The following is a 14,806-nucleotide window of genomic DNA, read 5'->3' as shown; positions in this document are numbered from 1 at the left end:
TTATCCTCCCACCCTGTTCCGCTGAATCAGCCATCCTCCAGGCAGCCAGCACCCCAACGCTAGCAACATGCTGACGAACCGTCAATGTGTTGTACGTACATCATTATAACATGATTTTCGGAAAGTCCGGCGACATTGAGCGCCTCGAAGCTGGTCGAAGCGGGCCGATGCGTGGCAGGTCGGAGGGCCGGCCGTGGAAGACGCGGACCGCGGCGAACATGGGCGCGGAGGGCTTTGAGGTGGTCGGCCCGCGCCGGCCTGTCGTGCCGGCGACGACTACCCCGTCAGGCTGCGCATGAGCTGGTCGATCCGGATCGTCGCGAAGTTCGAGAAAGTGTCGGAGACGGCGTAGGGCAGGACGATCACCTCGCCGTGCCGCAGCGCGCCGCAGGTGTAGACGACGTTCGGGACATAGCCCTCGCGTTCGGACTGATCCGGGCGCACCAGCGGTTCGCGCGTGCGGGCGATCACCTTGGACGGGTCGTTCTTGTCGAGCAGCGCGGCGCCGATCGAATATTTGCGGACCGGGCCGACGCCATGAGTGAGGAGCAGCCAGCCCTCGTCGAGCTCGATCGGCGCGCCGCAATTGCCGATCTGGACGAACTCCCAGGGAAATTCCGGCTTCAGGATCGCCTGGCCGCCATCCCATGTGAGCAGGTCGTCGGAATAGATCAGATAGAGGTTCTCGTTGTCCTGCCGTGCGATCATCGCGTAGCGGCCGTCGATCCGCCGCGGGAACAGCGCCATGCCCTTGTTGCGCGCTGCAGAGCCCCGTAGCGGCGTCATGCGAAACGACAGGAAGTCGCGCGTTTCGATCAGCTCCGAGCGGATGCCGCGGCCATTATAGGCCGTATAGGTCGCGTAATAGGTCGATCTGCCCTGGTCCTTGAATTCGACGAAGCGCGCATCCTCGATGCCGTTCGATTGGGCCTCGGTGACGGGGAAGACCACGCGCTCGCTGAGTTCGACATCGTGCTTGAACGTCACCTCAACCGCGCCGTCCTCGCTGACAGGGTGCTTGAGCTTCGGCATCGATGCGAGGCGGGCCGTCGGATCGATGACGATATTGCCCCGCGCCTCGATCGTTCCCGAGCGGAAGGTGAGCGAGGAGACATGGCCCTCGCCCACCGCGCGCAGGCTGAGGACGAAGCGGAGCCCCCCTTCCGATACGCCCGTCTGGTCGGGATGCGGGACGATGCTCGGATTGAACAGCGCTGCCGCCTCGAACGAATATTCGTGCAGGAAATAGGCGCCGACCAGCCGCCGCTGCAGCTGGGTGAATTCGGGATGGGCGGCGAGCGCCTCCTCCATCTCGTCGGCACGGCTCTCGAAGGTCGCGAGGAGATTGCGATGCCGGCCTTCGAAATTCTCCAGCACCTCGGCGAGTTGATCCGCGGCGGTCTCGGCATCGAGCGACAGGACGCGATCGACGATGTGGTTGGCGCGAGTCTTTTCTTCCGGACGAAGGTCGCGCGGCTCGATCGCGGGCTTGAACGGGCGGACGATGACGCGCCCCGGATCGGGACGTAGATAAAGGGCCTGCCGGTTCAGGAAGGTAGGTTGCGACAAGATGGTCTCGGTCGATCTTGATGAGGGAAGGGATGTCAGCGGCGCAGGAGGCGCAGCGAGGGCCGGTTGGGTCGTTCCTCGGTCTGCCGGGCGAGCGCACGCATTTCCGCCAGGCTGAGCAGGTAGGAAACGACGGATTCGCCGCCGCAATTCTCGTTGGCGCGGTCGGGATGCAGCCCGTCGCGACAGCTGCCGCTTTCCGTATCGACGAGCGGAAGCTGGAGTTCGTTCGCGCCGAGGAACCAGTCGAAGGCGCGCTCGGCCGCGTCTCTCCAGGCGGCGTCGCCATCGGCGCGCCAGGCGGCGAGGCAGGCGGAGATCGTCGCCGTCGCTTCCAGCGGCTGCTGGTCGAAGGGCTTGGGCGGCTGGCGAAGATCGCCGAAGCTCGCAGAGCCGACGGGCCGAAAGTGGCCTTCCGGTGTGACCTGCCGGCGCATCAGCCAGCGGAGCGATCGGAGGCCCGCCTCAAGGTGCCGCGGCGTGCCGGTCGCGAGCCCGGTGACGATCAAGGCCTGCGGCAGGCGGGCATTGTCATAGGCGAGGCCGGGTTCGAACCAAACCCAGTCGCGCGTCGCGGTCACGTCAAGGCATTCGACGAGGCGGTCGGCGAGGGTCGTGCGCAGCCGATGGGCTTCCTGCCGATCCGCATGGGCGGCGCAATAGCCGTCGAGGCCGAGCAGCGTGAAGGCCCAGGCCCGCGGCGAGCTGAAGCCGTCGACCGACGGCAAAGCCTCGGCAAAGAGCGCTGCGGCCCATTGCTGCCTGGCGGGATGCGCCGCGGAGCGGGAAAGTTCGCCGAGCGCCCAGAGGGTGCGGCCATGACTGTCCTCGGAGCCGCGATCCTCGAGCCAGCGCCGGTCGAAACTCATGAAGTTCCGGAACCGCCGCGTGTCCGGATTCCAGGCGTGCTGGACGAAGGCGGCAAAACGCGAGGCAAGCGGCGCGGAGAGGGGCTGTTCGTCCGGCACCGAGAGCGCGCAGGCGACGAGCAGAGCCCGCGCATTGTCGTCGACGCAATAGCCATGCGCGCGGTCGGGCACCGAATGAACGGCGTGCTGATAGAGGCCGGTGTCGTCGCACAGCGCCAGGAAATGAGCGAGGCTCACATCCGGCAGGGACCGCGCGACGGCGGCGCCCGGCGCGGACGACGGGCGCGGGAAGATCCGCAGCCCCTGCCCACGCCCGGCATGCTCGAACACCTCCAGATAGCGCTCGGCCGTATGATGCCATGTCATGGAGCGGCTCGCCGCATAGGCCCGCACGCGGATCGACTGGCGCCGTGCATCATCGGTGAGAAGGCCGGCGATCTCGTCGCCGATCGCCTTCGAATCGCCGAAGGGAACCAGGATGCCGCGCCCATCGGCCAGCAATTCGCGCGCGTGCCAATAGGGCGTCGAGACGACAGCCTTGCCGAGCCCGAAGCTGTAGGCGAGCGTGCCGGAGGTCATCTGCGCTTCATTGAGATAGGGCGTCACATAGACGTCGCACATCGAGATGAAGCCGAGCAGTGTCGCCTGGTCGACGAACTGGTCGAGGAAGACCACGTGCTCGTCGATGCCGAGCTCATGGACTCGTTCGACCAGGCTCTCGCGATAGGCTTCGCCCTGGTCGCGCACCAGATTGGGATGGGTGGCGCCGAGCACCACATAGACGGCACGGGGGCACCGCGCGAGGATCGACGGCATTGCCTCGATCATGACTTCGATGCCCTTGTTCGGCGACAGCAGGCCGAACGTCAGGATCACCGGCTTGCCGGCAAAGCCGAGCTTCGCCTTGGCCATGTCCGGCTCGACGAAGTCGAACTCCGGAATGCCGTGCGGGATGACCTCGATCTTCTCGGCCGGAACGCCATAGACGCTCCGCAGCAGCTTGTGGCCCTTCTCGGCCATGACGACGACCTTCGACGAGGCGTCGACGACGCCGAGCAGCACGCGGCGCTGGACGGGCGTGGGCTTGGCGAGCACGGTGTGGAGGGTGGTGACGAGCGGAACGGTCAATCGCGACAAGAGCGCGAGAATGTCGCCGCCGGCCTCGCCGCCGAAAATGCCGAATTCGTGCTGCAGCGAGACGACGTCGAAACCGCCGTCCCGGATGAAATCAGCCGCGCGGACATAGTCTTCAGGACGATCGTCGCGGATCTCGAAGCCGACGCTCGCGGGGTAATCATAGCTGCGCCCCTTGTCGGTCATCGCCACGATCGCCGTTTCGACCTTGCTGGAGGTCGCGGCCACGGCCTGCTGAAGGTCCGTGGTGAAGGTTGCGATGCCGCAGCGCCGCGGCAGCGCATTGCCGATGAAGGCGATCCGCCGGATGTCGGTCATGTCTTCGCCTCCATGGTCGCAACCGAAGCCTGGCCATCGGCGCCCGTCGTCGGCACCGCGATGTGCCAGTCCGGACGGGAAATCAGGTTGGGTGCGGGGATCGCGCCGGGATAGGCGACGAGGCCCCTCAGCCCTTCGGCGCCGACCTCGATCTCCGCCTGGTCGTCGTCGAGGAACATCGCCTCGCCGAGCTTGAGGCGCGTCGCGCCAATGCGGGCGCCGCCCTCGATGGCGAGCAGCCAAGTCTCGCGCTCGGCATAGAGGCTCCATTTCGATTTTGGCGGCAGCTCGATCCGCTCCAGCACGAAATGCGGCCCGGAAACGAGCAGCGCGCGCCGGTCGGTCAGGCGCCGCGCGATGGTTTGCGTGGCAACGGGGCCGGCATCGGCCGCGGCGACGGCTTCTTCGAGATGCAGTTCCCGCGCCCGTCCATAATCGAACAGGCGGAAGGTCGTGTCGCTGCGCTGCTGGATCTCGGCGATCACCAGCCCGCCACCGATGGCATGGATGGTGCCCGCGGGGACGGAGATGGCGTCGTCCTTCTGGACGCGGCGCCACTCGACGAGATTGGAGATCGAGCCGTCCTCGATCGAGGCGGACAGCTTGGCTGCGGTGACGCGGCGGCGCAGACCGAGCGCGACGCGCGCACCGGGCGCCCCGGCCAGGATGTACCAAGCCTCGGACTTGCCGTTCGGAAGGCCCAGCCGCTTCGCCCGCGCATCATCGGGATGCACCTGGATCGACAGCGGCGCCGTGGTGAAGAGCAGCTTGACGAGCAGCGCCGGCTCGGGCGCGGACGGATCTTTCCGCTCGAACCAGATCTCGCCGACATGCTCGGTCTCGCTGGTCGTCTCGTCCCAGGGGCGCAGATCCTGGCTGCCCCAGGGCTTGAGGACATTGTGCTTCAAGGCGTGTTCAATGGTCACGGCTAACTCCCGTTCTGGATTCGGCCTGATGTCAGGGGGCGCGTCGTGCCGTTCTGGGCACGCGTCGCGGTCAGGAGCGCCAGGGCTCGGACGTGGTCGGCAGGCCGCCGGTAACGTCGACATGGGCGACGTCACATCCGGAGGCGAGGGTCTTTTCGGAGAAGCCGAGCTCGAGGAGCTTGCCCTCATCCGTCAGAAGCTGGATGCCGTCCCTGCCGAAGATCTGCTGCAGGGCGTCAGCGGAGGCGCGCAATTCGCCCGAACTGGTGACGCCGGTCGCCCGGCGAAAGAATCCGTCGAAATCATAGGCCGCGCGGCCGATCGTCTGGCCGTTGCATTTCAGCGTGCCGCTGCCGGCAATCCGCCCGAGATAGAGCATCGCTCTGCCTTTCTGGCAGGCGCGGGCGGCTCATGCCGGCGATCTGCCGTGGTTCCCGAGCGGCAACGCCGCTGCGGGATGATGGCTGTCGCCGACACGAAAAGCGCGAACTGCGCGCTCGCCGCCGGCGCAGCGTCGGTCCCCGGTCGCCGTAAGGCGCCGGCGGACCATTCCGCGGCTCAGTGCGACTTCTTCGGCATGCCGACGGGCGTCGACATGCCCTTGGTCAGCAGGCTGGGCGTCGCCGGTGCGGGCGGCTTCGCCGCCTTCGGCTTGCGGACTTCGCGATTGCTGTGCTTCTGGCCCTTGGCGATGACCGCCTCCTCTACGCTTGGTACGAAATGAGGCAATCGCTCCGAATTGAAGCGACGGATGCCTTGGATGAATTTCCGACTGTCTCGAATGATCAGAAATAAACCGTCCGATTTGTGATTTCTCGATCAGGATATTTACGAGAAAATCTGGCGATCTATATCGCGAATTTCAAAAGTACAGACGGGTTCCACATTTGGAAGATGGCGACGCGGCGTCATGAATGCAATGACGAAAGAGAATTTCGTCCTGAAATCGTGGCGCAATAGACCCCGTGAGGCTGCGCCCCACGGTGCGCCGGCCTCCATGACCGGACCGATCCGCGAGCGCCATGCCGCATACCCCATGCGACGCCATCGACATCGGCCGATGTCGCCCGCATCCGAGGCGGGCCCTCGATGGCACAATCGATTGCCGACCCGGTGTGACGCTACGCCGACTTCAGCCATTCCGCAGCGCCAGGTCATTCGCAAACCCGGACGTCCCGCGAAACAAGCGGACCGGATATTGCCGGACCTTCGGGGCCGCTGACCTCGTCGAACCCGTCTTTCGATCCCTGACGGGCTTTCGTCTGTCGTGGAAGCTCCGCCCCCGACTCCACTCGGTTGACGGTCTTTTGTTATACGGTATACTGAACTCCATAGACGGACGCATCGCCCGCGACGGCGCCAAGCTCCGCGATTCCAGACGGACCAGAAGGGAACGATCATGTCTGACTGCACCGACGATTCTGCGGGCGGCAACGTGCGCCGCGGGCTCGACCGCCGCCGCTTCCTCCAGGCGGCCCTTGCCTCGGCGGCCGCATTGCCCGTGCTGGGCGGCATCGACCGCGGCACCGGCGTCGAATTCGCGCGTGCCTTCGCAGCAGAAGGCGCGGCGCCGGCCGGCACGCTCACCTATGGCAATGCCGAGCCGCCGACCTCGAACTATTGGGATCCCGCCGCGGGCTTCGGCCTCGTCGACGAGCAGGTCGCCTCGCTGGTCCATGACACGCTCGTCGCCTTCGACGACAAGGGCGTGATGCAGCCCGCGCTCGCCACCTCCTGGAAGCGCCTTTCGCCGACGACGGTGTCGGCGACGATCCGGACGGATGCGAAGTTCCACGACGGCACGCCGGTCACGGCGGAGGACGTCAAGGCGAGCTTCGACCGCCTCGGCCTCGGCAAGCTCGCGCAGTCGATGCTCGTCGTCGAAGGCCTCAAGGTCGACGTCAAGAGCCCGACCGAGATCGAGATCGTCTCGCCCAAGCCCTTCGGCGTGATCGAGAACGCCATGGCCTTCGTGAAGATCCTGCCGAAGGCGAACATCGACAATCCCGACAATTTCAAGAAGGGCGCGCTCGGCAGCGGCCCCTACAAGTTCGTGTCCTATACCGGCAACGACGTCACGCTCGAAGCCAACCCGGATTACTGGGGCGGCACGCCCAAGATCAAGACGATCATCTTCCGCTATATCGAGGACGGCCAGGCGCGCATCAATGCGCTGCTCGACGGCCAGGTGGATATCCTGACCCGCGTCTCGTCGGAGGACATCGGCCGCGTCAAGGACAATGCCAAGTTTCACATCGTCAACCAGTCGCCGCCGGCGCAGATCGTCGGCCTCGTCCAGCACAACGGCCCGTTCAAGGACGTCAAGCTGCGCCAGGCGCTGGCCTATGCGGTCGACCGCGAGGCGATCGCCAAGAGCATCGGCGGCGGGCTGAACCCTGTCGGCTACTCCGCGCTGCCGACCTCGGCGCCCTCCTATGAGCCGCTGAAGCCGGACTTCGCCTATGATCCGGAAAAGGCCAAGGCGCTGGTCGCCGAAGTGGCCCCGGACGGCGTCGACATCACTATGGCGACGACGACGCTGGTCCCCAACCAGCTCGAGATCGACCAGGCGATCGCCGCCTCGCTGGAGCAGGTCGGCTTCCGGCCGAAGGTCGAGCGGCTGGAGGTCGGCGCCTTCCGCTCCTCCTACAACACCTATGACCTGACGCTGAACACGCTCGCCTCGTTCAACAACGACGCCGACTTCATTCTCGGCCTCTATACGGGCGGCGCGGCAGAGGCCATTTGGCACCTGAACGACCCCAAGATCGTCGAGCTCGTCGCGGCGCAGCGCGCGGCAAGCGGCGACGAGCGCAAGGCGGCGCTGACCGCGGCGGCGCAGTATCTCTGGGACAACCAGGCGACCTTGTACCTCTCCGACGAGAAGTGGCACTTCATCGTCGCCGACCGGGTCAAGGACTATGCCCGCGCGCCGCTCGTCGGCGAGCCGCTGGCGGCCAAGGCCTCGGTGAACTGACCGGCGCCATCATGCCTGTGATGGGGGCCGCTGCGATGAAGGCAGACGCGGATGTCGTGACCGAGGCGGGAGGCGTCGTGCGCCGTCTCGCCGACGCCGCGAACCTCGCTTTGCTGCAGCGGCCCGGCCCCACGGGCGGGCCGTTCTGGGACCCGCGCGCGGCGATGCAACTCGCCGCGTCGGCCCCCGCATTCGACGCGCTCGTGATCCGCCTGCTGCTTGCCGGCCGCACGGAGCGCCGCGACGCTCTCGAGCGGCTCCTCGGACCGCAGGACATCGCGACGCTCGAAGCGGCCGGACTTCTCGTCGCCGGCGATGGCGGCCTTGCGAGCCGCCTTCTGCTGGCCAGCTTTCTCAATCGTCATGTCCTTGCCGCGCCACCTCATGGTCATCCGCGCTTCCAGCGTGATCTCGCGCCCTATTGCGGCCCGGAATCGCTCTGGTATGGCCGCATGCTGTCCGGGCGCGGACCGTTCCGCCGGCATCTCGACCTCTGCACCGGCTCGACGCTGATGGCCCTGCTGCCGCAGGCCGCCGAGACGGTGGCCGTGGACCTCGATCCGACCGTGATCCCGGTGGCGCGGCTCAATCTCGCGATCAACGGGCGCAGCGACATCGCGCTGCGCTTCGGCGATCTCTATGCGCCGGTAGCCGGTGAGCGCTTCGATTTCATCACCGCCAACCCGCCCTTCCTGCCGCAGGGACCGGATGAGGCGCTGCCTCTGTGTGGCGCCGGCGGGCACGACGGTGGCATTGTCGCGGAGCGGATCCTCGCCGGCGCGCCGGCGCATCTTCGCGAGCGCGGCGAGGCGCTCATCTATTGCGAGGGCTTTGGCGGACCGGCGGCGCCGGCGCTCGCCGAGCGCGTCGCGGCCGCGCGCTCGCCCGATTTCGACACGGTCTGCTGGATCGGCAGCACGGCCAACTCGGATCGCGCCATTTTCGGCCTGGTCGCGCTCTGGCAGGCGGCGGGGGTTGCCGAAGAGCAGGCCTGGCAGCATTGGGCCGAGATCGCGGCGACGATGCCGGCTTCGCATTATCACACCATGGTCTGGCAGCTTCGTCCGGGCCGTGGAACCTTCAGCGTTCGTCAACTCGGGCCGGGATGAACCATGCAGAGCTTCGTCCTCGGACGTGTCCTCCAGGCCGCGTTCATCATCTTCTTCATCGCCGTCAGCGTCTTCCTGATCCTGCGGCTCTCGGCCGGCGATCCGGCGCGCATCCGGGCGCCCGTCTTCGCCCGGCCCGACGTGATCGAGCAATATCGCAAGGATTTCGGCACCGACCGTCCAGTGATCGCGCAGCTCGGCAGTTTCTTTGCCGGCGTAGCGAAGGGTGATCTCGGCAATTCGTTCCGCTTCCAGGAGCCGGTGATCGATCTCATCGCGCGCGCTCTGCCGAAGACGCTGCTGCTCGCGGCAACGGCGCTCGCCATTTCGCTGACGCTCGCCATCGTGCTCGGATCGATGGCCGCGCTACGTCCGAATTCCTTCTGGGGCTGGCTCTCCTCGGCGCTCGCCGCGTTCGGACAGGCGGCGCCGGTGTTCTGGTTCGGCGTGGTGCTCGTCCTCATCTTCTCGATCACGCTGAAATGGTTTCCTTCCGGCGGATTCTCCGGCCCCTTGAGCCTCGTGCTGCCGGCGATCGCCGTCTCGCTCTCGATCCTGCCGACGCAGCTCCGCGTGCTCCGCGCCGCGATGGAGGCGACGCTGCGCCAGGATTTCATCCGCACCGCGCATGCCTTCGGCCTCCGCGAGCGGCGCATCGTCTTCGTCTATGCGCTGCGCAATGCCTGCCTGCCGCTGATCACGGTCACCGGCGTCGACATCGGCTATCTGCTCGGCGGCGTCATCGTGGCCGAAGTCGTCTTCAACTTCCCCGGCATTGGCGAGCTCGCGCTCGTCGCGCTCAACGCCCGCGACTATCCGCTCATCCAGGGCATCACGATCGTCACGGCCACCACCTTCGTCCTCGTCAACCTGCTGATCGACCTTCTCTACGGCTGGATCGATCCGCGCATTCGTCTGGAGCAGCCATGAACATCCTCGCCATCGGAGCCCATCCGGACGACATCGAGATGCAGTGCGCCGGCACGCTGGCGCTCTATGCGGCGGCCGGCCACAAGGTGTTCATGGCCGTCGCCACCAATGGCAATGTCGGCTCGCCCACTCATACGCGTGACGAGATCGGCGCGATCCGGCGCAAGGAGCAGGAGGCCTCCTGCGCGATCATCGGCGCCGAGCTGATCTGGATGAATTTCGACGACGAGTGGCTGTTCAACGACCGCCCGACGCGCACGGTCTTCCTCGACGCGATCCGCCGCGCGCAGCCCGACGTGATGTTCATCCATTCGCTGAACGACTATCACCCCGATCATCGCATCGCGGGCCAGATCGCCGAGGATTGCCGCATCCCCGCCTCGGTGCGCCTCGTCGAGACCGCGCTGCCGCACTGCCCGAAGATCCCGCACGTCTTCTATATGGACAATTGCGCGGGCGTCGGCTTCGAGCCCGAATGCTATGTCGACATCTCCTCCGTGATCGACACCAAGCGCCGCATGCTGCGCTGCCATGAGAGCCAGGACACCTGGATCCGCGCGATCTACGAGGATGCCTCCATCACCGACCTGATGGAGCGCGTCAGCGGCATTCGCGGCGCCGTCGCCGATTGCGGCTATGCGGAAGGGTTCCGCGAGCTCAAGACCTATCCCCGGACGGGCTCGCCGGCGCTCCTCCCGAATCTGGCATGACAACCGTGACGGCGATCGCGATGCAAGCCCCCCGACCTGCCCCGCACCGAGCCTGGAGGGCGGCCCTCAACCCGCCGATCGTGATCGGCGCGGCGATCCTCGGGCTCGCCATCCTGTCCGCCGTGCTCGCGCCGGTCATCGCGCCCTATGGCCCGACGACCATCGATCTGTCGGCCGTGCGCAAGCCGCCGTCCTTTGCCCATTTCTTCGGGACCGATGGCGTCGGTCGCGACGTGTTCAGCCGCGTGCTCTATGGCGGGCGCGTCTCGCTCACCGTCGCCGGGATCGGCATGATCGGATCGCTGGCGTTCGGCACGGCCATGGGTCTGCTCGGCGCGTTCGGCAACCGCTTCGTCGAGGTCGCGGTCAGCCGCCTCATCGATATCCAGCTCGCCTTTCCCTATGTGCTCCTGGCCATCGCGGTCACCAGCGCCGTCAGGCCGTCGATCCCGGTGCTGATACTGCTCATGGTGCTGGCCGGCTGGGCGGGCGCGGCGCGGGTCGTGCGCGGCATCGCGCTCCAGGAACGCGGCAAGGACTATGTGAAGGCCGCCGCCGTGCTCGGCGTGCCGAAGATGCGCGTGGCGCTCAAGCATGTGCTGCCCACGATCATTCCGAGCCTCATCGTGCTGGCCGCAATGCAGATGGCCGCCATGATCGTGTTCGAGGCGACCCTGTCCTTTCTCGGCATGGGCGTGCAGCCGCCGACCCCGTCCTGGGGCGGCATCATGCTCGACGGCAAGAACTACATCACCTCGGCCTGGTGGATGACGGCGCTGCCCGGCGTCGCGCTGGTGCTGACCTCTCTGGCCCTGGTGCTCATCGGCGACGGCCTGCAGCGCCGCTTCAATGCGAAGGGCGTGCGCTGATGTCCGCTGATCCCGCCCTTCGTTTCGAGCACGTCACGATCGCCTTTCCCGGCGCGGAGGGGCCGCTCAAGGTCGTGAACGATGTCTCCTTCGCCGTCGGTTCGGGCCAGTGCCTCGTCATCGTCGGCGAGTCCGGCTCCGGCAAGTCCATGGCCTGCCAGGCGCTGCTCGGCATCGTCCCCGCGCCCGGTGCCGTCTCGGGCCAGGGCATCTTCTGGGAGGGGCGCGACCTGCTGAAATCCTCGGCTCGCGACTGGATGAAGGTCCGCGGCGCCGAGATCGCCATGGTGTTCCAGGATCCGGCGGCGGCCCTCAATCCGCTCATGCCGGTCGGGCGCCAGATCGTCGATGTGGTGCGCGCGCACCGGTCCGTGACGCGGGCCGAGGCCGAGCGCCGGGCGATCGAGGTCCTCAACCAGGTCGGCTTTCCCGAGCCCGAGCGGCGCATGCGCGCCTATCCGATCGAGCTCTCCGGCGGGCTGCGCCAGCGCGTGGCGATCGCGCTCGCGCTCGCCTGCGGTCCCAAGCTGATCGTCGCCGACGAGGCCACCACCAATCTCGACGTCTCGATCCAGGCGCAGATCATCGGCCTGCTGCGCTCGCTGAAGGAAGAGCTCGGCATCTCGATCGTCTTCGTCACGCATGATCTCGGACTGGCACCGGAAATCGGCGACGAGGTGCTCGTCATGTATGCCGGCCACGCCGTCGAGCGCGGCCCGGTCCGCGAGGTGCTCGATCGGCCGAGCCACCCCTATACGATCGGGCTGCTCAACTCGGCGCCGACGCTGGAAAGCTCGCGCGCCCATCCGCTGAAGCCGATCCCGGGCCAGGTCCCGGCGCTCGACGAAATCGGTGCCGGCGCGCCGTTCCGCAGCCGCTGCCCCGTCGTCGTCAGCGGGCGCTGCGACAGCGCCAAGCCGGACTGGACCGCCTGCGGCGGTGGCCATTTCGTGGCCTGCCATCGCTTCGCGCAGGACGGAATCGGAGGCGTGCAATGACCGCCATTCTCGAAGGCCGCAACATCGTCAAGACCTTCACGACGCGGCGCGGCGGCCAGAAGCACGAAGTGCGCGCGGTCGGCGACGTCACCGTCGCGGCCGATCGCGGCGAGATCGTCGGCCTCGTCGGCGAGTCCGGCTGCGGCAAGACGACCTTTTCGCGCATCCTGATCGGCATCGAGACCGCCTCCTCCGGCACGGTGCTGCACGATGGCAAGCCGGTCGCGACCAAGGCGGACTGGAAGGCGCTGCGGCGCGACGTCCAATACGTCTTCCAGGATCCCTACACTTCGCTCTGTCCGACGATGCGGATCGGCGAGGCACTGGCCGAGCCGCTGCTCGTCCATGGCATCGGCGACAAATCGGAGCGGGCGGAGCGCGTACGCGAGGCCCTGTCGCTGGTCGGGCTGCAGGGCTTCATCGCCGATCGCCTGCCCTCCCAGCTCTCGGGCGGCCAGCGCCAGCGCGTCAGCCTGGCGCGCGCCCTGATGATCCGGCCCCGCGTGCTGATCTGCGACGAGATCGTCTCCGGCCTCGACGTTTCGGTGCAGGCACAGGTGCTGACGCTGCTGACGGAGCTTCAGGCTTCGCTCGGTCTGAGCCTGATCTTCATCTCCCATGACCTCCGCGTCATTCGCTACCTCTGCGACCGCGTCGTCGTCATGTATCGCGGCGAGATCGTCGAGCAGGGGCCTGTCGAGCGCGTGTTCGGCGCACCGGAAAGCGACTATACGCGCGGCCTCCTCGCCGCCATTCCCGATCATTCGCGGCGCGGCGAACCGCGCCTCGGCCTGCGTCCGGCCGGTCACGAGGGGGCGCGCTTGGCTTGATACAGTCTATCGTATACTGGAACGCTCGATTTTCCCTTCCCCCATTCGGATACTGAGCCATGGCCCGCGTTGCCAAGCTTGACCCTTCCTCTGCGCCGCGTTTCTTCCGCCCGATTGAGCGGGCCCGCACGATTCCCGACGAGATCGCCGACCGCATCATCATGTCCATCGTCTATGGCGAGAAGCGCCCGGGCGATCGCATCACCGAGGCGGAGATCGCCGCCGGCATGAATGTGAGCCGTGTCCCCGGCCGCGAGGCGATGCAGAAGCTCCAGCTGCAGGGCATTCTCGAGCCGAGCGAACTGCGCGGCATGCGCGTCGCCGATTTCTCCGACGAGCGCATCAACGAGATCTACGAAGTGCGCCTGGCGATCGAGAAGGTCACCTTCCGCCATGCCATGCGCCGCGCCCGCGATAACCCCGCGCTGCTCGCGCCGCTGGAGGCCGTGCTCGACGCGATGACCGATGTCGCGGGCGTGCGCGACCACATCGCCGTCGGCCAGCTCGATGTCGAGTTCCACCGCACGGTGGCGCGCATCGCCCAGAACAAGATGGCCGAGCGGATCTGGGAGGGCCTCTCGCCGCATCTCCTGATCGTGTTCTGCCGCGAATGGATCCGCGCTGAGAGCCCGCCCGAGGAAGTGAAGCTGCATCGCGAGCTGCTCGAACTGCTCCGCGGCGGCAAGGAGGATGAGATCGATCCGATGCTGACCACCCACATCATCGGGCCGCACTCGCTGTTGCTGGAGAGCTGGAAGGGACCGTCGCCGTGACGCTGGAAACCGAACGGATCGCCGTCGTTACCGGAGCCGGCCGCGGCATCGGAGCAGCCATCGCCCGCCGCCTCGTTCGCGACGGAGCGACGGTGGTCGTGGCCGATATCGACCTGCCGGAGGCGGAAGCCGTTGCGGCCGAACTTGGCGGACGCAACGTGGCCGTCGGCGTCGACATCACCGACACGGCGGCGCTGGCGCGTCTCGCTGCCGAGGTCGAGCAGCGCTTCGGGCGGTGCGACGTGCTCGTCAACAATGCCGCCATTCTCGACGCGACGCCGCTCGACGCGCTCGACATGGATCGCTTCCGCAAGGTCCAGAGCGTCAATCTCGATGGCGCGCTCGGCGTCACGCTGGCGCTCCTGCCGCTGATCCGCCGCTCCGCCGCCGGCCGCATCCTGAACATCGCCTCGATCCTCGGCGTGCGCGGCGCCCGCGACAGCGTCCCCTACGCCGCAGCCAAGGGCGGCATCGTCAATCTGACGCGGGCGCTCGCCTGCGACCTCGGCAGCGACGGCATCACGGTCAATGCGCTCGCGCCGGGCTTCATCGACACGCGCATGGCGCTCCTGCCGGATGGATCGGGCCACGAGCATGAGACGGACTGGTTCAACGACATCTACATCAAATATGGCCGCATCCCGCTGCGGCGCCCGGGCTCGCCCGAGGATGTCGCCGACGCTGCCAGCTTCTTCTGCTCCACGGACAGCCGCTACGTGACCGGCCAGGTCCTGCTCGTCGACGGCGGCATCTCGGCCACCTTCTGACGCAGGCCTTCCCCTTCACCCATCATG

Annotated in this window: 14 protein-coding genes; 9 read left to right on the top strand and 5 right to left on the bottom strand. The window is 67.1% G+C overall.

Annotated features, from left to right (window positions below; all coding sequences use genetic code 11):
* Positions 1–276 precede the first annotated feature (276 nt).
* From GGR25_RS22225 to GGR25_RS22205, 5 genes are all read right to left on the bottom strand, one after another.
* The gene (locus GGR25_RS22225; protein ID WP_183401079.1) at positions 277–1,569 is read right to left on the bottom strand and encodes a glycoside hydrolase family 130 protein; all 1,293 of its coding nucleotides are present in this window, start codon (positions 1,567–1,569) and stop codon (positions 277–279) included.
* A gap of 35 nt (positions 1,570–1,604) precedes the next feature.
* Positions 1,605–3,890 (bottom strand): glycosyltransferase, encoded by a 2,286-nt coding sequence (locus tag GGR25_RS22220; protein ID WP_183401078.1) that lies wholly within the window; start codon positions 3,888–3,890, stop codon positions 1,605–1,607.
* Entirely contained in the window at positions 3,887–4,816 is a 930-nt protein-coding gene (locus tag GGR25_RS22215) for a class I mannose-6-phosphate isomerase (RefSeq protein WP_183401077.1), read from the bottom strand. Before GGR25_RS22215 ends, GGR25_RS22220 begins: the two co-directional genes overlap by 4 nt.
* A gap of 70 nt (positions 4,817–4,886) precedes the next feature.
* Positions 4,887–5,195 (bottom strand): hypothetical protein, encoded by a 309-nt coding sequence (locus GGR25_RS22210; protein WP_183401076.1) that lies wholly within the window; start codon positions 5,193–5,195, stop codon positions 4,887–4,889.
* A gap of 179 nt (positions 5,196–5,374) precedes the next feature.
* Positions 5,375–5,545 (bottom strand): hypothetical protein, encoded by a 171-nt coding sequence (locus tag GGR25_RS22205; protein ID WP_183401334.1) that lies wholly within the window; start codon positions 5,543–5,545, stop codon positions 5,375–5,377.
* Between the two features lie 670 nt (positions 5,546–6,215).
* Here GGR25_RS22205 and GGR25_RS22200 point away from each other — a divergent pair.
* From GGR25_RS22200 to GGR25_RS22160, 9 genes are read left to right on the top strand one after another with little or no spacing between them, the layout of a single operon-like run.
* Positions 6,216–7,793, top strand: coding sequence for an ABC transporter substrate-binding protein (locus tag GGR25_RS22200; RefSeq protein WP_183401075.1), 1,578 nt, complete (start codon positions 6,216–6,218; stop codon positions 7,791–7,793).
* A 35-nt stretch (positions 7,794–7,828) separates the two neighbouring features.
* Positions 7,829–8,902, top strand: coding sequence for a methyltransferase (locus GGR25_RS22195; protein WP_183401074.1), 1,074 nt, complete (start codon positions 7,829–7,831; stop codon positions 8,900–8,902).
* 3 nt (positions 8,903–8,905) lie between these two features.
* The gene (locus tag GGR25_RS22190; RefSeq protein WP_183401073.1) at positions 8,906–9,832 is read left to right on the top strand and encodes an ABC transporter permease; all 927 of its coding nucleotides are present in this window, start codon (positions 8,906–8,908) and stop codon (positions 9,830–9,832) included.
* Positions 9,829–10,542 (top strand): PIG-L deacetylase family protein, encoded by a 714-nt coding sequence (locus GGR25_RS22185; protein WP_183401072.1) that lies wholly within the window; start codon positions 9,829–9,831, stop codon positions 10,540–10,542. Before GGR25_RS22190 ends, GGR25_RS22185 begins: the two co-directional genes overlap by 4 nt.
* Positions 10,539–11,411: an ABC transporter permease gene (locus GGR25_RS22180; protein ID WP_183401071.1), complete on the top strand. Its 873-nt coding sequence runs from the start codon at positions 10,539–10,541 to the stop codon at positions 11,409–11,411. The genes GGR25_RS22185 and GGR25_RS22180 overlap by 4 nt, the downstream gene beginning before the upstream one ends.
* Entirely contained in the window at positions 11,411–12,409 is a 999-nt protein-coding gene (locus GGR25_RS22175) for an ABC transporter ATP-binding protein (RefSeq protein WP_183401070.1), read from the top strand. The genes GGR25_RS22180 and GGR25_RS22175 overlap by 1 nt, the downstream gene beginning before the upstream one ends.
* Positions 12,406–13,239 carry an ABC transporter ATP-binding protein gene (locus tag GGR25_RS22170; RefSeq protein ID WP_183401069.1) on the top strand — a complete coding sequence of 278 codons (834 nt, stop codon included), beginning with the start codon at positions 12,406–12,408 and terminating at the stop codon, positions 13,237–13,239. Before GGR25_RS22175 ends, GGR25_RS22170 begins: the two co-directional genes overlap by 4 nt.
* 59 nt (positions 13,240–13,298) lie before the next feature.
* Positions 13,299–14,012, top strand: coding sequence for a GntR family transcriptional regulator (locus GGR25_RS22165; protein ID WP_183401068.1), 714 nt, complete (start codon positions 13,299–13,301; stop codon positions 14,010–14,012).
* Positions 14,009–14,779: an SDR family NAD(P)-dependent oxidoreductase gene (locus GGR25_RS22160; protein WP_343068150.1), complete on the top strand. Its 771-nt coding sequence runs from the start codon at positions 14,009–14,011 to the stop codon at positions 14,777–14,779. The genes GGR25_RS22165 and GGR25_RS22160 overlap by 4 nt, the downstream gene beginning before the upstream one ends.
* The last annotated feature ends 27 nt before the right edge of the window (positions 14,780–14,806 follow it).

The sequence above is a fragment of the Kaistia hirudinis genome (genome assembly GCF_014196455.1).
Taxonomy (GTDB): domain Bacteria; phylum Pseudomonadota; class Alphaproteobacteria; order Rhizobiales; family Kaistiaceae; genus Kaistia; species Kaistia hirudinis.
Note: the sequence above shows the minus strand (reverse complement) of the source record. Positions and strands in the feature narration are given on the sequence as shown.

Bases quoted from the DNA above. Each gene is read 5' to 3' on its own strand.
- GGR25_RS22220 (WP_183401078.1), bottom strand. From the start codon at position 3,890: ATGACCGACATCCGGCGGATCGCCTTCATCGGCAATGCGCTGCCGCGG.
- GGR25_RS22210 (WP_183401076.1), bottom strand. From the start codon at position 5,195: ATGCTCTATCTCGGGCGGATTGCCGGCAGCGGCACGCTGAAATGCAAC.
- GGR25_RS22200 (WP_183401075.1), top strand. From the start codon at position 6,216: ATGTCTGACTGCACCGACGATTCTGCGGGCGGCAACGTGCGCCGCGGG.
- GGR25_RS22195 (WP_183401074.1), top strand. From the start codon at position 7,829: ATGAAGGCAGACGCGGATGTCGTGACCGAGGCGGGAGGCGTCGTGCGC.
- GGR25_RS22190 (WP_183401073.1), top strand. From the start codon at position 8,906: ATGCAGAGCTTCGTCCTCGGACGTGTCCTCCAGGCCGCGTTCATCATC.
- GGR25_RS22185 (WP_183401072.1), top strand. From the start codon at position 9,829: ATGAACATCCTCGCCATCGGAGCCCATCCGGACGACATCGAGATGCAG.
- GGR25_RS22180 (WP_183401071.1), top strand. From the start codon at position 10,539: ATGACAACCGTGACGGCGATCGCGATGCAAGCCCCCCGACCTGCCCCG.
- GGR25_RS22175 (WP_183401070.1), top strand. From the start codon at position 11,411: ATGTCCGCTGATCCCGCCCTTCGTTTCGAGCACGTCACGATCGCCTTT.
- GGR25_RS22170 (WP_183401069.1), top strand. From the start codon at position 12,406: ATGACCGCCATTCTCGAAGGCCGCAACATCGTCAAGACCTTCACGACG.
- GGR25_RS22165 (WP_183401068.1), top strand. From the start codon at position 13,299: ATGGCCCGCGTTGCCAAGCTTGACCCTTCCTCTGCGCCGCGTTTCTTC.